This window comes from Rhodococcus sp. IEGM 1351, assembly GCF_030056875.1.
Classification (GTDB): Bacteria; Actinomycetota; Actinomycetes; order Mycobacteriales; family Mycobacteriaceae; genus Rhodococcus_F; species Rhodococcus_F opacus.
The window spans coordinates 1-21,457 of sequence record NZ_JASHKU010000039.1 but is presented as its reverse complement, the minus strand read 5'-3'; the positions used below and the strand labels follow the sequence as shown (position 1 = coordinate 21,457).

General features: G+C 63.0%; 17 protein-coding genes. 7 read left to right on the top strand and 10 right to left on the bottom strand.

Features of this window, described 5'->3' with window-relative positions; genetic code table 11:
• Positions 1 to 20: 20 nt before the first annotated feature.
• From QM806_RS37620 to QM806_RS37580, 9 genes are all read right to left on the bottom strand, one after another.
• Positions 21 to 2,408, bottom strand: coding sequence for an ATP-binding protein (locus QM806_RS37620; protein ID WP_283294787.1), 2,388 nt, complete (start codon positions 2,406 to 2,408; stop codon positions 21 to 23).
• On the bottom strand, positions 2,405 to 3,271 hold the full coding sequence (gene folD, locus QM806_RS37615) for a bifunctional methylenetetrahydrofolate dehydrogenase/methenyltetrahydrofolate cyclohydrolase FolD (RefSeq protein WP_283294785.1): 867 nt from the start codon (positions 3,269 to 3,271) through the stop codon (positions 2,405 to 2,407). The genes QM806_RS37620 and folD overlap by 4 nt, the downstream gene beginning before the upstream one ends.
• Positions 3,272 to 3,280: 9 nt before the next feature.
• Entirely contained in the window at positions 3,281 to 4,195 is a 915-nt protein-coding gene (purU, locus tag QM806_RS37610) for a formyltetrahydrofolate deformylase (RefSeq protein ID WP_283294783.1), read from the bottom strand.
• Positions 4,188 to 4,961, bottom strand: a complete 774-nt coding sequence (locus QM806_RS37605; protein ID WP_283294782.1) for a flavin reductase family protein — start codon at positions 4,959 to 4,961, stop codon at positions 4,188 to 4,190. The genes purU and QM806_RS37605 overlap by 8 nt, the downstream gene beginning before the upstream one ends.
• 5 nt (positions 4,962 to 4,966) lie before the next feature.
• Entirely contained in the window at positions 4,967 to 5,707 is a 741-nt protein-coding gene (locus QM806_RS37600; RefSeq protein ID WP_120660923.1) for a glucose 1-dehydrogenase, read from the bottom strand.
• Positions 5,708 to 5,748: 41 nt separating this feature from the next.
• Positions 5,749 to 6,984 carry an acyl-CoA dehydrogenase family protein gene (locus tag QM806_RS37595; RefSeq protein ID WP_265146088.1) on the bottom strand — a complete coding sequence of 412 codons (1,236 nt, stop codon included), beginning with the start codon at positions 6,982 to 6,984 and terminating at the stop codon, positions 5,749 to 5,751.
• Positions 6,985 to 7,153: 169 nt separating this feature from the next.
• Positions 7,154 to 8,446 carry an aminomethyltransferase family protein gene (locus QM806_RS37590; protein ID WP_120660925.1) on the bottom strand — a complete coding sequence of 431 codons (1,293 nt, stop codon included), beginning with the start codon at positions 8,444 to 8,446 and terminating at the stop codon, positions 7,154 to 7,156.
• A 162-nt stretch (positions 8,447 to 8,608) separates the two neighbouring features.
• Positions 8,609 to 9,268, bottom strand: coding sequence for a 3,4-dihydroxy-2-butanone-4-phosphate synthase (locus tag QM806_RS37585; RefSeq protein ID WP_120660926.1), 660 nt, complete (start codon positions 9,266 to 9,268; stop codon positions 8,609 to 8,611).
• A 138-nt stretch (positions 9,269 to 9,406) separates the two neighbouring features.
• Entirely contained in the window at positions 9,407 to 10,696 is a 1,290-nt protein-coding gene (locus QM806_RS37580) for a hypothetical protein (RefSeq protein ID WP_283294778.1), read from the bottom strand.
• Positions 10,697 to 10,903: 207 nt separating this feature from the next.
• On the opposite strand from QM806_RS37580, the gene QM806_RS37575 reads away from it, so the two are divergent.
• The 7 genes from QM806_RS37575 to QM806_RS37545 all read left to right on the top strand — a co-directional run bounded on the left by QM806_RS37575 (position 10,904) and on the right by QM806_RS37545 (position 20,250).
• Positions 10,904 to 11,989 (top strand): zinc-binding dehydrogenase, encoded by a 1,086-nt coding sequence (locus QM806_RS37575; protein WP_283294777.1) that lies wholly within the window; start codon positions 10,904 to 10,906, stop codon positions 11,987 to 11,989.
• A gap of 68 nt (positions 11,990 to 12,057) precedes the next feature.
• Positions 12,058 to 13,380 (top strand): MFS transporter, encoded by a 1,323-nt coding sequence (locus QM806_RS37570; protein WP_133984173.1) that lies wholly within the window; start codon positions 12,058 to 12,060, stop codon positions 13,378 to 13,380.
• Between the two features lie 378 nt (positions 13,381 to 13,758).
• Positions 13,759 to 14,004: a hypothetical protein gene (locus QM806_RS37565; protein WP_206033287.1), complete on the top strand. Its 246-nt coding sequence runs from the start codon at positions 13,759 to 13,761 to the stop codon at positions 14,002 to 14,004.
• Positions 13,931 to 16,024 carry a hydantoinase/oxoprolinase family protein gene (locus QM806_RS37560; protein WP_349307620.1) on the top strand — a complete coding sequence of 698 codons (2,094 nt, stop codon included), beginning with the start codon at positions 13,931 to 13,933 and terminating at the stop codon, positions 16,022 to 16,024. The genes QM806_RS37565 and QM806_RS37560 overlap by 74 nt, the downstream gene beginning before the upstream one ends.
• Positions 16,024 to 17,979, top strand: a complete 1,956-nt coding sequence (locus QM806_RS37555; protein ID WP_120660931.1) for a hydantoinase B/oxoprolinase family protein — start codon at positions 16,024 to 16,026, stop codon at positions 17,977 to 17,979. Before QM806_RS37560 ends, QM806_RS37555 begins: the two co-directional genes overlap by 1 nt.
• Before the next feature lie 62 nt (positions 17,980 to 18,041).
• Complete coding sequence (locus tag QM806_RS37550) at positions 18,042 to 19,292, top strand: acyl-CoA dehydrogenase family protein (protein ID WP_283294769.1); 1,251 nt, start codon at positions 18,042 to 18,044, stop codon at positions 19,290 to 19,292.
• A gap of 241 nt (positions 19,293 to 19,533) precedes the next feature.
• Positions 19,534 to 20,250 (top strand): GntR family transcriptional regulator, encoded by a 717-nt coding sequence (locus QM806_RS37545; RefSeq protein WP_283294767.1) that lies wholly within the window; start codon positions 19,534 to 19,536, stop codon positions 20,248 to 20,250.
• A gap of 796 nt (positions 20,251 to 21,046) precedes the next feature.
• On the opposite strand, the gene QM806_RS37540 is transcribed toward QM806_RS37545, so the two are convergent.
• Positions 21,047 to 21,361, bottom strand: a complete 315-nt coding sequence (locus tag QM806_RS37540; protein ID WP_502943952.1) for an SDR family oxidoreductase — start codon at positions 21,359 to 21,361, stop codon at positions 21,047 to 21,049.
• Positions 21,362 to 21,457: the final 96 nt, after the last annotated feature.

Here is a 21,457-nt window from a genome sequence, read left to right as displayed (position 1 = left end):
GTGTGCAAACTGTGGTGTGGTCAGTGGGTGTCGTGCTGCTCGGGCTCATCGTGTGCCGATTCACCGATCCAGGCGGCGATCTGCGAACGGGACGCAAAACCGCGTTTGGCGAGAATTTTCTGTACGTGTCCCTCGGCTGTTCGGGTGGAGATCACCAAGGCCGTAGCGATCGCCTTGTTGCTGTGCCCTTGCGCGATGAGTTTGGCTACCTCGAGCTCGCGTTCGCTGAGTTTCTCCTCACCCAGCGTGTCGTGGGTTCTGCGTGGGGCGCGGTCTCCGCCGGTAATCGCCAGTTCCACGGCCTGCTGCATTGTCAACAAAGTCCCCTTGTAGTGGAGCCGATCAGCCTTCGCGCCACCGAGTGCGCGGCGCGCCGCCGCGACGTGGCGATCGTGCTGTTCTTGGAGAACCGGTGGGAGGTGGTGCGGACCGAAAGTGCTGGCGGCGCCGAGAAGTTGTGCTGCGAGCTGCAGACTCGACTGCTCGGCCGCAACCCAGCCCAACAATTCCAGACACCACCAGATGATGGATCGATCGTTATGAGGCTGCATTTGAGTTATGCACTGGCGCAGTAGCTTCTGAGCGCGCTCAATGTCTTTATGTTTGAGTGCGGCGTATCCGCGGATCCACAGGACGTATCCGCTGCCCCACCAGTGAGCTTCGTCGGCCATACCGGCAAGGTTTGATTCGACTTCATCGAGCGATCCGGCGAGGTCTCCGTCATTCGCCAGAACCATGCCCAAGATGAACAGAGCTTCGCGTTGGTTGCTGGTGGCGGCGAGCGCCCGATAGCGGTGGTAGGCGTCTTCCAGTAGCGCAGCAGCTGCCTCGGCCTCGCCTTTCGCCCACCGCGTCAATCCTTCATCGAAGGCGCAGTGCGCGGATATCAACGGCTGCTGCAGGCGTGCGGCGAGCTCACGGCACGAGACCAGCAATTGATCGGCCCGTTCGATCTGCGAATCGAGGGCGGACAGATAGATCGCGACCGACAGCCCGACAGCCCTGAGTTCGTCGTCACGATCGTAGGCCTCGAGGGCCGCGGTCACCCAGCCGAGCCCTTCCTCGACACGGTTGGCGGACATCCAGTGCACCCGCAAGTCCGCAGCCAGCCGCAGGGCGGGCGCGGGGTCCCTCTGCTCGTACAAGGAGAAGTGCAGGGCGGCGAGGATATCGCTGTGCCGAAGGAGGAGTTTGTCCGATCTTCGGACTCCCTCGGGGCCGGTCCAGAACGGCTCGGTATCGCGCGCGAGATCACTGATCCAGGCGAGATGCCGCAACCTCATCGACCGGGTCGCGCCGTCAGCCTCGAGCTGTTCCGCCCCGTACTTGCGCAGCGTGTCCAACAGACGGTACTCGAGGCCGCCGCTCTGCTCGACGTAGCCGAACACGGACTGGTCGATCAACCCGGTTACGACATCCGCCGCGGCAATGCGCTCGTCGTCGGTCGCGCAACATACCGCCTCGATGTCATCGAGGGAGAAAGATCCCGCGAAAACCGATGAGGCAGACCACATGCCGCGCTCGTCGTCGCTGCAGGTCGCGAATGATTCCGCGAGGACGTCCCACAAGGACAGCTTCGGGCGACGCCGATTCCCCGGCTCCAAGGTGAGCAGACGAAATCTGTTGTCCAACCGCGCCACAAGCTGTTCCACGGACAGGGCGCGCATGCGGGCGGCCGCCAGTTCCAACGCCAACGGTAGACCGTCCAACCGTGCGCAGAGCTCACTGACAGAGGCAAGGTTGCGGTCCGTGAGCTCGAATGCCGGGTAGACGCTTTGGGCTCGGCTGACGAACAGCGCGACGCTGTCGATGCGCGCGGCATCTGTCAGCGACTGCGCGGCACCTTCGCTCGGCAACGCCATGGGAGGAACCGCCCAGGTGACGCCGCCGACGGTCCCCAAGCGCCGCCGGCTGGTCGCAATGATGCTGACGGAGGAGTTGGCGTCGACCGAGTCGATGAATTCAGCGCACTCCTGCCACACCCGCTCACAACCGTCGAGGACCAGAAGCACACTGTCCGTCGGCGGCATTCCCACGATCCACTCGGCCGCGGACCGAGCTCCCGAGCTCTCGAAATCGAGCGCGAGCTGCAATGCGCGCGCGAAGCCGGCTTCGGATGTCTCGCCCTCGAGTGCGACATACACGACGCGATCAAACGCACGTTCGACAGTCGTTGCGGCCTGCTTCGCCAGTCGGGTCTTTCCCACGCCCGCGGGCCCGGTGAGGACCAGCGAACGGTACTTCGACAGCAACTGCTTGACCTTGTGCAACTCGAGACGCCGTCCGACGAAGCTGGTCGATTCGGCGGGGACGGAGGAAGTGATGCGCGCCATAGTGTCAGCGTAAGACGATTCACCATCCTGGCTCTGTACCTCGGGACGGCGCTGCTCGAGTTCCATGACGGTCATTGCAGTACAGCTCCAGCGTGATCGTGCTGCGCAGCATCGAATGTATTGCGCAGTAGCATCGCGATCGTCATCGGTCCCACCCCTCCCGGCACCGGAGTCAGCGCACCGGCGATCGCGCGCACCGCCTCGAAGTCGACATCGCCGCGCAATCCCGCACTCGTCCGATGGATCCCCACATCGATCACGGTTGCACCAGGCTTGATCGACGAAGCGTCGACCAAGCCGGGAACCCCGGCCGCCGCGATCACGATGTCCGCCTGCGCCGTGAAGACGCCGATGTCCGTTGTTCGCGAATGACAGACGGTGACCGTGGCATCACGGGCCAACAACAGCTGAGCCATCGGCTTGCCGACCAAAGGCGATCGTCCGACAACGACAGCATGGGCTCCCCGGATCGGAATCTCGTACGCATCGAGTAGGGCGATGACCCCGGAAGGAGTGCACGGGCGCAGCCCCGGCGCACCCTGGCTCAGTTGCCCGGCGCTGAGCGTGGTCAGTCCGTCGACATCCTTGGCGGGCGGAATTCGATTGATCAGCGCGTCGGCGTCGAGATGACCGGGAACAGGTAGCTGCAGGAGAATCCCGGACACCTCGGGGTCTTCGGCCAGTAAGTCGAGCACTTCTTCGAGTTCGGACTGTGACACCGATGCCGGTAGGTGTCTGTGCAGATCGGCCATCCCCGCCGCGACGCAGGCCTTGCGCTTGCTCGCGACATACACCTGCGAGGCCGGGTCCTCGCCCACCAATACTGTGGCAAGTCCTGGCCGCCGGCCAGTTGCGGTAAACAGCTCGTCAGTCAGTCCCGCGACCTCGTCACGAACCGCTCGGGCGACTGCCTTTCCGTCGATAAGTCGTGCTGTCATCGCCTGTCCTCAGAACACAATCGTGGTGTTGCCGTGACGTGCGACTCTGTCCTCGCAGTGCCATTGCACTGCACGCGAGAGAACGGCGCGTTCGACGTCGGCGCCCAATCGCACCAGGTCTTGGGTAGAGGCACGGTGAGACACTCGGACCACGTCCTGCTCGATGATGGGGCCTTCGTCAAGATCCTCGGTCACATAGTGCGCGGTGGCGCCCACGAGCTTGACCCCACGTTCCTTTGCCCTCTGGTAGGGGCCAGCGCCGATGAACGCAGGAAGGAACGAGTGGTGGATGTTGATGATCGGGCAACCGACCTCGGCGAGGAAGTTCGCGGAAATGATTTGCATGTAGCGTGCCAGTACCACTAAGTCGTAGTTGCCGCGCAACACCTCGAGCTGGCGGGCCTCCGCCTCGGGTTTGGTATCGCGCGAGACCGGAATATGCACGAACGGGATGCCGAATCCGCGCACATCCTCGGCCAGGTCATTGTGATTGGCGATGACGACGCCGATGTTGACATCGAGCTCGCCGCGTTTGGCGCGCCACAGCAGATCGAGCAGGCAGTGGTCCAGCTTCGAGACCATGATGGCCACCCGCTTGGGTGTCGCCGCATCGCTCAGTCGGAAGTCCAGACCGAGTGGTGCTGCGACGGTCTCGCGGAAATCGTGCTCCAGCTCGTCGCGTTCGGCGACGAAGCCGGGGAGTCGGAAGACGGTTCGTTGGAAGAAGGCGCCACCTTCGTAGTCGGTGGAGTGTTGATCGAGTGAGATGATGTTCGCGCCGCGTTCGGACAGGAAAGCGCTGACCGCTGCGACTACACCGGGCCGGTCAGCGCACCGCACCAGCAAACGGGCGATGTCGCTTTTCGACTCGGTGTGAGGTGGCCGCTCCAACGTGGCGGTGGGTGAGGGTTGCCGGTCAGGCATCGAGGTGACTCCTTCGAGGGTAGTTGGGGTAAGACACTGCTCGGTCGGCAGGTGTATGCGCTGACACGCCAGGTTCGGTGACGTAGTAAGTCCCGTTGCGCTCGGGGCCGGGTCGTAGAAACCCCGTGCCCGCCAGGGCAGTGATCACTTCAGCGATGGCAGCCGGTTGTGCATCGAAGTGCCGCGCGAGTTCCTCGACCCGCACGGGCACGTCACCGAGATAGGCCGACAGTTCACTTTTGATACGTCCGGCCAACTCGTCCGAGGGCGGCAGCGCGAAGCGGCCGAATCGTCCCCGGAAGTAGGTGAGGGGCGCGCCATCGCGGACCGATGCGGAATCCACGGCGCAGTGGAAGACCGTATGGGTCCCGGCCTCGACGCGGTCAACGACCCGGCAGGACAAGGAGGAGAGAGCATCGGCCAGGGTGGGTGCGCCGGATCCATCGCGGACAAGTTCTACGCCTTCGAACCTGTTCTTACCCTTCGTGCTGAAACGAGAAGCCACCGCGCCCTGGTCTTCACCGAGGATGTTAATCGACAGTATCCCGGTGCGGCTCACTGCATTTCCCGTATCCGAACCGCGGTTCAAGCATAATAACAACATTGGCGGGTCGGCGGACACAGAGCACACGGCACTGGCCGTGGTCCCGAAGTCGGTGTCGCCGTCGGAGGTCATCACAATGGTGACTCCGGACGCAAAATGGCCTATGGCGCTGCGGAACTCGGACGCGGTCATCGAGGAACGGTAGTCGGTGTGGATGCTCATCGTGATCACCCTTCTGCTCTGATGCCGGCGAGAATGCCGCCGTCGATGGAGAACTCGGACGCGGTGCTGTAGGTGGCCTCAGCGGCAAGGAACAGCATCAGGTCTGCCACCTCTTCCGGTGAGCCGACGCGGGGGAGCGGAAGTCCAGCGGAAAGGGAAGCCTCGTCGGCGCCGGCGAGCATCGGGGTGCTGATGAAGCCCGGGTGGATCGAGTTCACTCGGATGCCGTCACTGCCGAGATCCAAAGCCGCCACTTTGGTCAGTCCTCTCAACGCCCATTTGCTGGCCGTGTACGCCCACGACGGGTGGATCGCCATCAGCCCGCCCATCGAGCTGACATTGATGATGGCGCCCCCGCCCGCAGCACGCATAGACGGTGCGACTGCCTGAATGCCCAGGAAGGCGCCCGTCAGGTTGATGTCGAGGACCAGATTCCAGTCCTCCACGGTCGTGTCCGCCAGCGGTGTACGGCGCGTAATACCGGCGTTGTTGACCAGAATGGACACCTCACCGCCATGGGTGCGTGCTGTCTCGATTGTCGCAGACCACTGCTCCGGGTCCCGGACATCCAGCTCAGCGAACACGGCGGCATCCCCGAGCTCGTGGGCGAGTGCCTTCCCTTCCTCGGTCAGGACGTCGGCAACGACGACGCGGGCACCTTCGCCGGCGAGCTTGCGTGCGTGAGCGGCGCCCATTCCTCGCGCACCGCCGGTGACGATGGCTGTTCGACCTTCTACACGGCCCATGATCGGTCTCCTCACAAACTTTCGAAAATTGGGGTGTGGCGCTACGGATGGGTGGCGAGTGCCGCAGCGGCATAGTCCGCGCCGATGAAATCCTGGACGATGGAGTTCTGATGGCTGAGCACCATCGTCGCATCACGCCAGATCCGTTCGAGCCGAGAGCCATTCGTCGCAGCACTACTGCCGGCGGTGCGCATAATGATTCCCTCGAGCGCCCGCCACGCGACGTTCTGCGCGTGCACGGCCAGTCTCCCGATGTAGAGGTCGTCGGCCTGATCAAACGGCTTCCCGCCCTCTGCGCCGCGGGTGCTGTACTCGAGAAATAGGTCGGCGGCGCGATCGAGCGTGGCGTCGGCCGCGGCAAGAGCGTTCACCGCGTCGGCGTACCAGGTCTGGTATCGGGAATTTTCGCTTCGCAACGTGAACGGAGGCATCGGGGTCTTCTTCGTACGAAGGATGGTTTCGTACTCGTCGAGTGCCGCGTGAACACCCCCGACCGCAAGGGAGGCCAGTTCGAGACCGAAGAAACCGATGCCGCGTCCCGCGTAGAGCGGGTTCTTGTGCAGTTCCAGTCCGGGTGTGCCGTTGTCGACGTTCATGTCGACTTGCGTCTTGCCTTCCAACACGAAGTGCGCGGACACCGACGCCTCCCGGACATCGAGCGTGTGCGAGCCGCTTCCCTTCAACCCCAGGGTCTTGCCCCAGTCGTCTCGAATGGTGAAATCCGATCGGGGAATGATGAACGTCGACAACTGTTTCGACTGTTCCGCGGTCTCAGCGAACACGTGCCCCATGAAGTGCGTGGAGTACGGCCCGCCCGACGCGTAGGGGAACGTTCCGTTGACAATCCAGTCGCCGGAATCACCGCGGCGCATGGTGCCACCCGGAGCGGAGGTCATGGCCGCCGCGAAGTGACCGTCGCCGAACACTTCCCGCTGGGCGCTTTCAGGCCACCACGAGGCGAATTGCAGATTGTGACCGGAGGCCAGACACAGACACCACGCGGCTCCCATATCGCCCCGCGCGAGCTCTCTAATCACCGCCATGAAGTCGCGGACACCGAACTCGTAGCCGCCGAACAGCTTGGGCCGGAGAAGATGGTAGAAGCCGCGCTCGACGAATTCGAGATGCAGCTCTTCCGAGTGAAAGGTGCGGGCTTCACCCTCCGGTGCCTCCGCGAGGAGCTGGGGTCGAAGTGCGACGGCCGAAGTCAACGCATCTGCAGGCGTGAGAGCGGCGGGAGCGTTGGATGTTTTTACATCGATCGAGGGAACTGCCATGGTGAGTGCTTTCTGAGGAAGACCGCGCGCCCGGGGCTACGTGCCGGGAGGAGTGGACGGTCGCTTGCGAACAGATGACATCAAGTGTGGTGACTGTCGTCATAAAGTGGCACGTGGAAATTACGTACCGAACTACGTGTTGCGAATGCGCGTACGTAGTTCAGGGTCGTCATGATGACGGAACAAGTGTGTCGAGCTCAGTTCGACGGTTGTCCTTCTTGTACGGCGCGGATGCGACCGTGGCCCGGATGAGCTTCTGGCGCGGGCAGCCGGGGTCGCCCCAGAGCACGAAGACTTCGGTGCCCGGTGTGCTGTACGCGGGATCGATGAAGCTGAGAGTGATCACCTTCCGGAAGTAGTAGCTGTATCCGGGGACCGAGGAGAGACCGATGGTTTCGCCGTCGGCGTTCTGGATGGTGTCGGCCCATGCGACCCAGCGCTGCTGATGGGGAATGTCGAGGAATTGGTACGGCTCGCCCTCGTCGAACAAGGATGCGTAGATGTCGACCACGTCGTTCTTGTCGAACTCGAGCGTCACACGGACCTTGGTAGGGTGCTCGACTTCCTTTTCGAGTGCCGCACGTCCGGTGAACTCGTGGTCGAACTTGATCGACTTTCCCCATCCGAGTGCGACCGGGGAAAGCAGGTAGTCATCGAGGTTGTCGCTGTCGTAGCTGCCACCGAGCTTGCCGCTGAGTCCGAACAGGTCGAACTCGGCGTTCATCCACTCGAGGAAGCCGTCGGCGAACAGATCTGACAGGTAGTGCCACCCACCGGTTGGAAATGCCGCTTCGAGGTGGTTGATCATGGCGGTGCGGCGCCCGAGTCGGCGGATGCCGTAGTCCTCGCCGGCCTCGAGAATCGCCGACCGGACGGCCTCGCTGTGGGCGGCGTCGCCGTGGAATTCGAAGCCGATCTCGCCGGCCATGCCCTGCCGCAGTGCCTGTACCTCTACCCCCGCGATCGTGACGGTGCGGAAACGCATGAACTTCAGATCCGTGAGGCTCTCGCCCGTCACCTTCTGGCACACCGCCAGCGCGTTCGGACCGGAAACCTGGAACTGGAACCGGGAGGGCTTGGTGTAGGTCACGTCGTAGTCGCCGGTGTGAATCAGCCATGCCGTCCACATGGCGGTGACCGACTGCGTGGCGAACGATTGCTCGCCCAGCCTCATGAGCACCCCTTCGGCGACGACCTTCCCGTTTTCGTTGCACTGGACCAGATGCTTCGCCGCTCCGATGGGGAAGTTTTCGTAGCTGTTGATCGACGAGTCACGGAAGAGCTTGAGCGCGTCCGGACCGTCGACCTGGAGATCCCACAGGAACGACCAGTCGCCCAGGTAGCACGTGGTCTTCCACGACATCTGCTCGTCCTGCCAGTCCGAGTACTCGGGTCCGCCCCATCCGGGGTGGTAGGTGGCCGGGGCATTGCGCAGGAAACCGAGGAGGGGGTTCGTGGTCATGTCTTCTCCAAATTTGAGCGGATTGATCCGAACGTGTTCCGGTGCAGATGAATTGCTTCCGTTCGGTCACAGTTCGCAATGACCTGTGACGAGAGCCACGTTCGGCTCAGTCGAGCATCCTTCACAGGCGAGCACGCGGCCATGTGACAAGTACGTGCTCGACTACGTGTTCCCTGCGGTGCACGTAGCGAGGCTGCCGCTCGGTACGCTCCCGCGGTGCCACCGATCCACGTCACCGAGCGCAACGACGGGGATGTCGTGTTGCCCGGCGAACAACACCAGTTCCTCTTCATCGGCCAGATCGGCCGGGTGCCACAAGCTGGGTACCGCAGCGAGTAGTGCCGCCGGGCGCGCTGTGGCGGCGTCGGCGAGCTCGAGAGCTGCTCCCGGCATGTCGAGGCCGCGCTCCCGTCTGCGGACAGAATCGGCGACCCGGACCGGAAGCACATGCCCCGGACGGGTGAAGTCGGACGGGAGAGCACTCGGGTCCGCCAGTCGTCGGGCGGTGGCAGCACGGTCGGCGGCGGATATTCCGGTCCCGACCCCTTCTGCTAGGTCAACGGCGACCGCGAACGTAGACGAAGCCACGGGGTCGGTCCCCCACATGGGGGGAAGCCACAGCCGGTCACACACCGTCTCCGGCAACGCCACCGTCAGGAGGCCAGTGGTCTGGCGAACCAGGAAGGCCGCCATCGGCGTCTCTGCGGTGCTCGCGGCCACGACGAGGCTTCCCCGCTCTGGGCCCATTTCATCCAGAATCAGAACCGGCCTACCCCTGTGTAGTTGCTCGAGGGCACAGTCGATGGCGTTCGAAATACTCATTTCTCACTCGCTTCTGTCGCGGAATCGTGTCCTTCAGTCTTGTGAAGCGGGACACCTCCCATAAGGGGTGCACTACGCGCTTGTGTACGTGGAACGCGTCCTTGCACGTACTAGGGCAGGGACTGCGGGTCGGATTGTCTACGGGGAAATCGCGCTCAGATCGGAGCGGCGATTGTCCTTCTTGTAGGGAGCCGGAGCCACCGTGACCCGTACAGTCTTCTGCCGGGTTCCCGGATCTCCCCAAATCAGTGACAGCTCTTCGCCCACCTCGGCGAATGCCACGTCGATGTATGCGATCGAGAGCACCTTGCGGAAGTAGTAGCTGTATCCGGGGCTGCTCGACAGGCCAACCGTGTTGCCATCGCCGTCGATTACCTTGTCGGCCCAGGCGATCCACCGCTGAGCGTGTGGTACGTCCAAGAACGCGTACGGCTCTCCCTCGGAGAACAGCGACGCGTAGATGTCGACGATGTCCTGGCTGTCGAATTCGAGGGTGACCCGCTTCTTGGTGGGTGCAGCGACCTCGGCCTCGAGCGCTTTCCGGCCGACAAACTCGTGATCGAACCGGATCGATTTGCCCCACCCCAGGGTGACGGGTGACTGGAGGTAGTCGTTGACGTCGTCGCTGTCGAAACTTCCTCTGATGGTCGAGACCAGACCGTAGGTATCGAAGTGCTCGCGCACCCACTCGGCGCTGCCCGCCAGTTCGGGATGAAACGATTGCTTCAAGTAGTGCCAGTTGCCGGTGGGAAAAGCTGCCTCCAGGTGATTGATCATCACCGTGCGACGACCCAGGCGGCGAATGCCGTGTTCGTGGCCTGCTTCGAGGACCGCAGCGATGATGTCGTCTGCATGCTCCTGCGCGGCGTGAAATTCGAATCCCACCTCACCGGCCATCCCTTGACGCAGTGCCCATACCGGATGTCCGGCGATCGTCACGTCGCCGAAGCGCATGAATTTGATGTCGGTGAGCGGCTCACCGGTCACCTTCTGGCACACGGCTAACGCGGTGGGGCCGGAAACCTGTAGTTTGCACCGATCGGCCTGTGTCCACGAGGCGTTATAACCGCCCTTGCTCAGTACCCAGCTGGTGTGCAGGGCCGGAACGCCCTGGGTGATGAAACGATCCTCTGCAAGTCGCATCAGGATTCCGTCGCCGATGACCTTGCCGTCACTGGTGCACTGCACGATGTGCTTGGCTTGGCCGATCTCGAATGTCTCAAATCCGTTGATGCAGGTGTCGCGGAAGACGTTCAGGGCTTCGGGGCCCTCCACGACGACATCCCAGAGAAACGACCAATCGCCGATATAACAGGTCGACTTCCACGACATCTGTTCGTCCTGCCAGTCCGAATATTCCGGACCACCCCAGCCGGGGTGGTATCCCGGGCGGGCGCCGCGCAGGCTGCTGATGAGATCGGTGTTCATCAATCGTCCCTTCTGGGTGCTGTCCACATGTTCGTGATCGCGCAGCTCCCTCGGGAGGGGTCGCTGCGGATTGTTCGCGCACATCCCTGTACAAGGATCATCATACTGTCATACATTATCAAAGTGTGAGGCGGAACATACGTCGGATCGGCAGTGCACCGGACCACGCGCTCACGCCTCAATACAATTCGATCCAGAAGGAGTCTCATGAAGGCCGCAGTCCTGCGCACCCTCGCCGAGCCATTCGTCGTCGAGGATCTCGATTTCCACCCGCCCGCAGCGGATCGCGTTCTCGTACGAACCCACGCCACCCCGTTCTGTTCCACCGATTGCACCAACTGGGCCGGAAACTTCGGTAAGGTGCCCCCGGTCATCCTTGGGCACGCGTCCATCGGGGAGATTGTCGAAATAGGCTCACAAGTACGAGGATTCGCCATTGGACAACGCGTCCTGGTGCCCGGCACCCCCGAGTGTGGCACATGCTTCTATTGCGCGGCCGGCCGCCCGGACCAGTGCTCTGAACTGTTCGATAATCCGAGCGGATACCCGATTGTGGCCACCGACAGCGACGGGGAGACCATCCGCGCATCGGGGAACGTCGGGGGATATGCCGAAATGATGAACATCTCCGCCAACCAGATCTTCGAATTGGCCACCGACCTGCCGTCCGACGTTCTGTCCCTGATGGGATGCGGAATCACGACGGGGCTCGGTTCGGTATTCAATGCGGCGAAGGTCCAGCCAGGTGAGAGTGTCGCCGTGGTCGGGTGCGGTCATCTTGGTCTATGGGTGGTCCAAGCGGCAAAACTGGCGGGCGCCGAGCAGATCTTTGCGATCGATCCGAACTCCGAACGGCGAGCGCTGGCGCTCAAGCTGGGCGCCACCAGCGCCGTTGATCCCGACGCCGAAGACGCGGTGGCAGTGGTTAAGGACAACACCGGCGGACGAGGGGCGGACCACGCGATCGAAGCAGCCGGTCCTGCGGCGTCGCAGGTGCTGGCGGTCGCGCTGGCTCGCCGGGCCGGAACCGTCGTGCTCAACGGTGTCAAAGCACTCGGCACCACCGTCGAGCTGGTGCAGACGACCATCGCGGTCCAAGGCCGGACAATCATCTCTACGCAGAATGGCAACGTTCGGATGCGGCGCGATGTCCCTCGATACGTGCGCATGCTCGAGCAAGGACTCTTGGACCCGGAACCGATCATTACCGGCCGGTACCGCCTCGATCAGATAAACGACGCGCTCGTCGCCTCGCGAGATCTACGCGATCTCAGCGGTCTCCTCGTTTTCTGAAGCCGTACGCGCCCGCGCGCGACTTGGCCCGTCTCCCCGCCACTATCCGTCCCGAAAGGCCCGACTACATGACACAAACATCCGGCTCGACTCGACCATCCCCCGCGAGGGTGGGCGCAGCAAGCCTCATCGGCACAACCGTCGAGTACTACGACTTCGCAATCTACAGTCTCGCTGCAGCGCTGGTCTTTCCGAATGTCTTCTTCGCCGACAACGACCCTTTCATCGCATCGATTCTCGCTCTGGGTACATTCGCCGTCGGGTTCATCGCACGCCCATTGGGCGGAATCTTCTTCGGTCATTTCGGAGATCGCATCGGCCGGAAACGGATGCTGGTCCTGTCCCTGTGGCTCATGGGGGCGGTCACAGTAATCATCGGCCTGTTGCCGGGCTACGAAGCGATCGGCTTCGCAGCACCGCTGCTGTTAATCATTCTGCGATTCGCCCAAGGTTTCGCCTTCGGCGGTGAGTGGGGCGGTGCGATCCTGCTGGCCTTCGAGACGTCACCGAAGGAGCGCCGCGGTTTCTTCGCCGCACTTCCGCAGACCGGGCCACCGGCCGGAATCCTGCTCGGCAACCTCGCCTTCCTGGGGGTTGCGCAGCTACCTGACGAACAACTGTATTCCTGGGGCTGGCGCATCCCGTTCCTGCTCAGCGCGGTTCTGGTCATCATCGGGCTCGCGATCCGCGCAGGAATTGCCGAGTCTGGAGAGTTCACCGACGTCAAAAAGGCAGGTGCTGTCGCCAAAGCCCCTATTCTCGAGGTGTTCGCCAAGAACAAGCGCGAGATCTTCCTCGTCGCCGGGGCATTCCTCGGTTACGGGAGCCTGTCTCTGATCGCGATCAACTTCTTGGTGAGCTACGGAACGAGCGACACGGTCGGATTCACACGCTCGGAGATGCTCACTGCGGTGTTGATCTCCAACGTTGCCCAGTTGCTCACGACCCCGCTCGGCGGGTACTTCGCCGACAAGTACGGCTTCACCAAGGTGATGGCTACCAGCGTGTTCGGCGCCATGGTCGGTGCGGTCTTCCTGATCGTGGCAGTCCAGTCGGGCAATCTCGCTCTGGTGATCGTCGGCTACCTGCTGTGCATGAGTGTGTTCTTCAGCCTGGGATACGGCGCCCAGGGTGCCCTATTTGCAGGAGCTTTCGGTCCTGAGGTGCGATACACGGGAATGTCGGTCGGATTCCAGGTATCGAACGTTCTCGGCAGTGCGGTCAGTCCGCTGGTCGCTACCCTGCTGCTCCGCGAAACGGGCACCGTGTATTCCATCATCCTCTACCTCCTCGTGGTACTCGGCATTTCCGCTGTCACCACCTTCGTGTTGATCCGCGGACTACCTACCGCGTCGTCCTCGCAGCTCGAGGCGACGGCGCTGGCGAAATAAACACCCGCACCCCTGCCTTGTAGCGACTCGTGCAAGTAGGTGGATCGGTAGGTGCCGTGCTACGCGCGTGATCACACCGGCCCGGTCCAGGATGCCAGGCGTCCGGGACCGGGCCGGTCGCATATCGCCGCGCACGCGCCGTGAACAAACTTCGTATTGCGGTATGACGATTGTGTGATGCAAGATGTGTCTCAGGTAACACCGACGGCGAGGGTGTCGCATCCTCAGGTGTTTCTCCGGATCCGTTCCTCGACCACGAGGCACGTCGACCGCCAGGCATGTTCCGACGCGGGCCGGTCCTCTCAAAATCACCCGCTGTTCCAAGGAGTGCAAGAAATGCACAGCTTTCCACGTCCAACAGAGTCGTATCTTCACGCCGTGAAGACCGCGGTAGCGCGTGCGTGCCCTGCGTGCGCGTCGACCCTCGTCGCCGAGTACCGCGTCTTGAGCGAGGGAGGCTGGTGGGACGTCGTCAAGTGCCAGGACTGCCTGCACTCCCTCGCCCGCACCCCGGCACCACGCCTGGGTGCGTTCGCGCCGCTCGTGACGAATGCCCCGTCGAAGGCCGGCGAGCCGACGAACCAGACCACAGAGTTCAAGGAGTTCGACGATGTTCGGCGTTGACGTAGGCGGAACCTTCACAGATGTCGTGGCGGTTCGTGATGGCCAAATTTCCGTAACCAAAGTGCCCAGCAGTCGTACCGACCCCGCTGCTCCCGTAGTTGAGGGTGCACGACGACTGGGGGTTGCAGGGAGTACGACTTTCAACCATGCCAGCACCATGGGGCTGAACGCGGTAATCGAGCGGCGACTACCCAAGATCGCCTACGTGACGACCGACGGTTTCCGCGACGTACTCGACCGTGGCAACGTCCACAAGCCGCTCGACGCGCAAACCGACCCCGCATGGCGCCGGTCGTTCGGTGATGCCAATCGACCACTCGTTCCCCGGTACCTACGGCGTGGAGTGAAGGAACGCATCAAGGCCGACGGCACAATTCTGATCCCGCTGGACGAGGATCACGCACGGTCCCAGCTCGAGGTGTTGCGCCGGTGCAACGTCGAGGGAGTGGCCATCTGCACGATCAACGGTTATGTCAACGCCGAACACGAGGTCCGACTGCGGGAGCTGGTACACGAGGAACTCGGAGCGCATGTGCCGGTGTCGATCTCGTCGGAGACCTCGCCGCTGGCCAAGGAATACGCCCGCGCATCGACCACGGTCATCGACGTCTTCATGAAGTTGTTGTTCACCGACTACTCCGACAAACTGAACCGAGACCTGCGGGAACTCGGATTCGACGGCGAGCTGAACTTCGCCGGCTGCGCTGCGACCCTGCTGCCCTGGCAGGAAGCGCTCGACAAACCCTTCCGCATCGTGTTCGCCGGTCCCGCAGCCGGAACCATCTCGAGCGCCCGGCTGGGCGAAGCGATCGGCGAACGCAATCTGCTGTGTGCTGACGTCGGCGGCACCTCCACCGATGTGTCGTTGATCGTCGACGGGAAACCATTCATTCAGAACACCTTCGAACTCGAACACGATCTGATCATCAACGCGCTCTCGACCGAGGTCTCGAGTGTCGGCGCCGGCGGAGGCAGTCTTGTCACCGTGTCCCCGTCCGGCGGAATCCAGGTTGGCCCCGGCTCCGCGGGCGCGGAGCCGGGGCCCGCGTGCTACGGCCGCGGCGGAACAATCCCCGCAGTCACCGACGCGTGTCTGCTGATGGGCATACTCGACGGTGAGACATTCGCCGGCGGCGAGATGAAACTCGACAGGCTAGCTGCCGAGACCGCATTCGCGGCGCTCGATACCCCAGTTACCTTCGAGGCGCGGGTCAGGTCCGCCTACCAGCTCGCAGTGGCGCACATGGCCGAAGAGGTCCTCAACGTCGCGGTGCGGCACGGTGTCGACATCCGGGACTTCGCCCTCATGTCCTACGGCGCGGCGGGGCCGATGCTCCTCCCCGCCGTCCTGGACCTGCTGCCGCTGAAGAGTGCCGTGATCCCCCCGTACCCGGGTCTGTTCTCCGCGTTGGGTCTGCTCTCGACCGATCAGGTCTTCTACGACTCGCGCAGCGCCTACGTAACGCTGAGCCCGGACAGCGCAAATGAGATCGCCGCAGTATTCGACGAGATGGAGCAGCACCTGCGGACCCGAGTCGGCGAGGTCGCCGACGGATTGACCGTCCGCCGGAGCTTCGATGGGCGCCTGGTGGGGCAGAGTTGGGAGACCCCCTTCATCGAGATCCCGGACGGGGAGATCACCTCGACGTCGATCGAGCGCATCGTCGAGGCCTTCCACGACGCCTACGAGAAGCGGAACGGTAACCGGTTCGCCCAGATCCCTGTCGAAGGAGTCACCTACCGGGTCGAACTCGTGGTGCCCTCGGACAAGGTCGAATACGTGCGCGCCGAGGCAGAGGCCGCCTTCGCGGCCGAGCCGGAGCGGCTCATCACTCTCGACTACGTCGCCGAGGGCCCCGTGCAGGCGCGTGAGTACCTCCGGGACCGGCTGTCCGTCGGCGCGACACTCGAGGGCCCGGCCGTGATTCGGGAAGACCTCTCAACGACCTACATCCTGCCCGGCCAACGAGCGACCATCGGGCGATGTGCAGAGATCACCATCGAAAGGAGCGGCCACTAATGTCCATTGCGATCGAAAAAGATTCCGTGCGAGTCGAACTCATTCGCGATCTGAACGAGAGCGAATTCGCGGACCGGTACGGTTGCGACCGCTACACCGCAACCGTGCTGGGCAATCGGTTCGACTACCTGGTCGAGCACATGAGCGTCCGGTTGCTGACGGGCGCATTCTCACCGGTCCTGCGGGACTTCTACGACCTCGCGTGCACCGTCAGTGCCCCGCCGACACTCGGATATCAGGTTCCGGCCGCAAGCAACGGGATCGTCCTGATGGCAGGCACGACCATCGATGCGGTCGCCAACACCGTCGAGGAATTCGGTGCCGAGAACCTGGGTCCGGGGGACGTGCTCATCTCCAACGACCCCTATCGCACCGGCAATCACAACAACGATCTCCTCTTTGTTCGTCCGGTCTTCCACGACGGCAAGATCGCCGCATTCGTCAATCTCAATGCCCACCAACTCGACATGGGTGGAACCGTCCCAGGCGGGTTCAGCGCCTCCAAGCAGAACGTGTACGAGAACGGGCTTGTCCTGTCACCGCGGCTGCTCATGCGCGCCGGACAGCCAGTCGCCGAATCCTGGAACGTCATTTTCGACAATGTGCGGATGGCCGAGATCCTCTACCCGGACATGTTGACGGTGTGCTCGAGCCTCGAGCTCGGGGAACGGCTGGTTCTCGAATCCATCGAGCGATATGGCCTCGCGGCCGTGCACGGGACGATGAAGTACGTCTGCGACATGGGCGCCGAGCGAATGGCCACATCGCTCGCGGAACTGCCCGATGGAGATTGGTACGGCTCGGAACAGATCGACTGCGATGGCGTCGACGACACCGAGGACTATCGAATTCGCGTCGCTGTACGCAAACGTGCCACCCGGATCGAAGTGGACTTCTCAGGCACCTCGCGACAGGCGCGTAGTTCGATCAACGCCACTGCGTGGGATACGAAGACCAGCGTGGGCATCGCCCTCAAGTACCTCTTTGACCCGCACGGTCGTTTCAATTCCGGTCTCTACCGTGACGTCGACATCGTGCTACCCGAGGGAACACTCCTGTCTGCGCTGCCGCCGGACGGCTGCGTCTTCATGTACTTCGAGCAGTCCCAGGCGATCCTCGGTGCGTTACTGCGCGCGCTGGCGGACGCCGTCGGACCGGCTGCCTTGGCCGGGGACCGTGGCAGCGCGGACCTGCATACCGCATTCGGCACCCACGCAGACGGAACCCCGTGGGTCTCTGCCCTGCAGTGCGGTGGGGAGATCGGTCCCTACGGCGCGAATCAGTTCGGCGACGCCGACACCCAGTGCATGGCCTACGAGGCGAACGGTGTCGCCCCGGCAATCGAGGCGATCGAGAAGGATAGCCCGGCCGTGATCATGCGACACGAGCCGCGAATCGACTCCGCCGGCCCCGGCCACTTCCGGGGAGGGGCCAGCATGATCCGCGACACGCTGTGGCTGGAGGATGCCACTCACTCGCTGACGGAGTTGCGCTACAAGAGTTCCGCTGGTTTCGGCGTCCACGGGGGCGGGGCCGGCCAACGAGGTGGCATCTGGAGCTTCGGTCCTCGAGACGATGGCGCGATCACGCCCCCCGATACCTCGCCGGAGTCGTTCGCCCGTGGCGAGGCGTGGGCAGGGGTCATCGACCCGACCACGAACTTGCCGTCGGAGCAAGGCCAGTTCATTTATCCCTTCCGTGCGGGTGCGAACCGGTCGATCGTGAACTCGGTGATTCGGTATCTGACCAACGCAGGCGGGGGATGGGGCGATCCGCTCAGCCGCGATCCCAACAAGGTCCTGGTCGACGTACGGGACGGCTATGTCTCGGTCGCCGGTGCCGCACGGGATTACGCGGTCGTGATCGTGGGGGACCCCGACACCGATCCCGAGGGGTTGACGGTCGACGAATCGGCCACCGCAGCGCTTCGGCGCACCGCAACCGCAGAAGACTGACGACGCATTCCGAAAATGATACTATGGTCGTACTGTATGACAATCGGTTGGGAGATCGAGCAATGACCACGAGCCTTTACACCTCGGCGCCCTCGGGGGAGGCAGCGCAGGGAGTCGATCGCAGCCCGGACGAGTTGGTCGCACTCGCCGCGGAGATGCGTCCGCGTCTTCGCAAGATGCAGGCACGTCACGAGCAGCTCGGGGGATACACGGAAGAAGTGCACGAGGAGTTCCTCGCCGCAGGTTTCTACCGGATTCTGCAACCTCGGCGGTACGGCGGCCTCGAGATGGGGCTCGACGATTTCGTGCGGGTCGGAATCGAAATATCCCGAGGCGATCCCGGAGTCGGATGGTGCTTCGTCCTCGGCGCCGGACACGCGTTCCATGTCGGCTCCTTCTTCACCGAGCAAGGCCAGGAAGAGTTGTTCGGTGACGGGACCTTCATCGCACCCGGACGAACGATTCCCTCCGGCAAGGCAACTGCGGTCGAGGGCGGATTCCGACTGTCGGGTACCTGGGACTACTGCTCAGGATCGATGTGGAGCACACACGTTCTCGTCGTTGCCCCATCCTTCACGTCAGCGGGAGACTCCCTCGGCCCCCGAATGTTCGCGCTTCCAAGGACGGATTACACCATCCTCGACGACTGGGGCGGGGACAAGACGATCGGTATGCGAGCGTCGGGTTCGAACTCGGTTCGCATTGAGAACGCTTTCATTCCCGATCACCTGAGCGTGGCCTACGACTTCCGTGAGCATTCCCTCGGCGCTGAGGGCACGGTTGGCTACCAACTGCACAAGAATCCGATGTACCTCGGACGCACGATGACGTACTTCAACACCGAGCTGGTGGCCACGCAGATCGGTGCTGCATGGGCGGCATTCGACGAGTTCGAAAACCTGATGGAAACCCGCCCGACGAGTTTCCCTCCGCGCAAGCCGCGTGTCGACGCACCGGAGTATCACCGGTGGTTCGGGCAGCTGCTCGCGCTCACCGATTCGGCCGAGTCCCTTCTGCTCGCGGGAATTCGACAGTACGCGGCCTTGGGGCGACGATGGGAGGAGGCCGGGGTGGAGTTCACCCCGGAACAAGACGCGCGGTTGCGCGCCGTCGTGCAGCAGGCAGCCAAGCTGGCCAACGAGGCGGTAGACCTGGCATTCACCACTGCGGGATCGAGTTCCGCCAAGCTCGGAGCCCCGATGGAGAAGTACTACCGGGATGTGGCCATGTATCGTACCCATATCGCTGCACAATGGGATGTCACCTATGGTGCAGTCTCACGGTTCCACTTCGGGCAGCCTCTCACCTTCTAGACATCGCGGTTCGAAGGCTGCCGAGCGTCCGGTGTCGGGTAGGCCCCGCCGCCGGACGCTCTCGTGGCGACGGTATGCGACCCTCGCCGCGATGGAGTCCACGACTCTTCGGGGCACGGGCCCCGACGTGAGACGACCGTTGCGTGGGCATGTTCGGCCGAGCGGGTCGGTGGCGCCGATAGGTTATGATGATGCTGATTGTATGACGCGAATACAACTTGTGTAGGTGAAGGGCGGGGCTATGTCCAGTACGACGAATTCTCTGGCGGATGCCTGGACGTCGAGCCCTGTCGGGCGGGTCGCTGCACCTCTGCGTGAGCAGGTCATCGATGCGTTGCGGACCGCCATTCTCGACTTCAGGATCAAGCCGGGGCAGCGGCTGGTGGAGCGAGAGCTCATCGAGCAACTAGGTGTTTCGCGAACGACGGTGCGTGAGGCACTTCGTGAACTGACCTCGGAAGGGCTGGTCACGGTTGTCCCACAGAAGGGTGCGATCGTCAGTGCTCCGTCGACGGACGAGGCGAGCGACCTCTACGAAGCCCGGGCGGCCCTTGAAGCTGTGGTCGTTCGTCGTTTTGCTGAACGCGCGTCGAAGTCGCAAATCATGCGTCTGGCCGCTGCCGCCGAAACCTTCGCCGAAGTAACCGAGGCAGGTGGGGACGATGTCGTCGCCGTACTCAAGGCAAAGGACGGCTTCTACGACATCTTGATCGAAGGCGCGGCCAGCACCGTCCTCCATCAACTCACCGATGGAATCCAGGCCCGAGTGCGTATTCTGAGGGCCACCGCGATGTCCGCCGAAGGCCACGCAGGTGCAGTCAAAGATCTCCGCAACATCGTAGAGGCACTGCAGCGCGGTGAGGGCGAGGTGGCGGCGCAGCTATACGCCGAACACATCCGCCGCGCCGGCGAGAATGCGTTGATCAACCTGCGACAGGCAACCACAGAACTCAGCTGAGGACCTTTCCGCGGCTGTTCGTCGCGGTCGACCTGCCGGTTTATTGGCCGCCAGGTGTGCTGAATCGTCGAGAGCACGCCCAGCGCCTGGATATCCCGGGGGACGGCGGAGAGTTGTAGCCGGTCGTCATCGCTCGTGATGGGTTCTCTGATAGCGCCAAGCTGTTCAACGCGGAGCCCGGTACGTGGTGCAGGGCGGGTTCCCGTTCGGATCGACCTACTTCGGACCGTAGCGTGGACCGTTTCGGGTGGTTCACGCCCGAGGGTGTGTCCGGACCGATGAATCGCACCACGTCATGGGATGATCGAGTACGCAGCAAGGTTGAGTTGATCCGCTCCCGGCGGCCGGAAAGATCAGCAGGAACGGTCGGGTACTTCGTCGCGATGCCCGCCAGCTCCCGCGGGTCGGCGCTGATGTCGAACAGTTGATCGCGGTTGGTGCAAAGGAATTTGAGGTTGCCATCTCGAAGTGAACCTCCGGATTCTATGCACCAGAAGAACTCTCGAACTGATATCGGGCTCCCGCGGAACAAGCATCCGGACATGTTCGTCCAACGATATCGTAATCGGGATTCGGGGCAGCAGCCGCGACGGCAACCAAGGGGTGGCAGTCCAGTCCGATGTCCTTACCGGAGTGTGGTCGACCTCTCCGAAGGGGATGCGGCGACGAGAACGGCCCATTGCCCCCCTGACGTCCATGACGAACGTCGGGCGGCAACAAATGGTCCCAGGGCTGGACGGGAGGTAGAGGCTCGCAAAGTGTGCTTCGACGGTGGGGTGCTGACAGACTTAGGCGGTCACCGCCGCGCAGTGTTTGTGTGTTCGTCTCGATGGCGGCGGAGGATCGTCTCGTCGGTGATGCTGACATCCCAGAGACCCGCTCCTCCGGCATTGCGGTTGGCGTTCTGGACATTGGCGCCGCCATCGATCGACAGGATTTCGCCCGTGATGTAGGTGGCATCGTCGCTGAGGAGGAACGCGACAGAACCAGCGATCTCCTCCGGTGTTCCGGGGCGCCGCAGCGGTGAAGTGCCTGCGCGACGGATCATGTCGGCCTGCCCGGACGCTCCGAAGATGGTGGTCGGAACGATGCCGGGTGCAATTCCGTTCACGCGTACTCCGATCGGGCCCCCGTACACCGCTGCCCCGTGCACTAGAGCGTGTCTGCTATTTACGGACGCGATGATGAATGACGAGCGCAGCGAAGA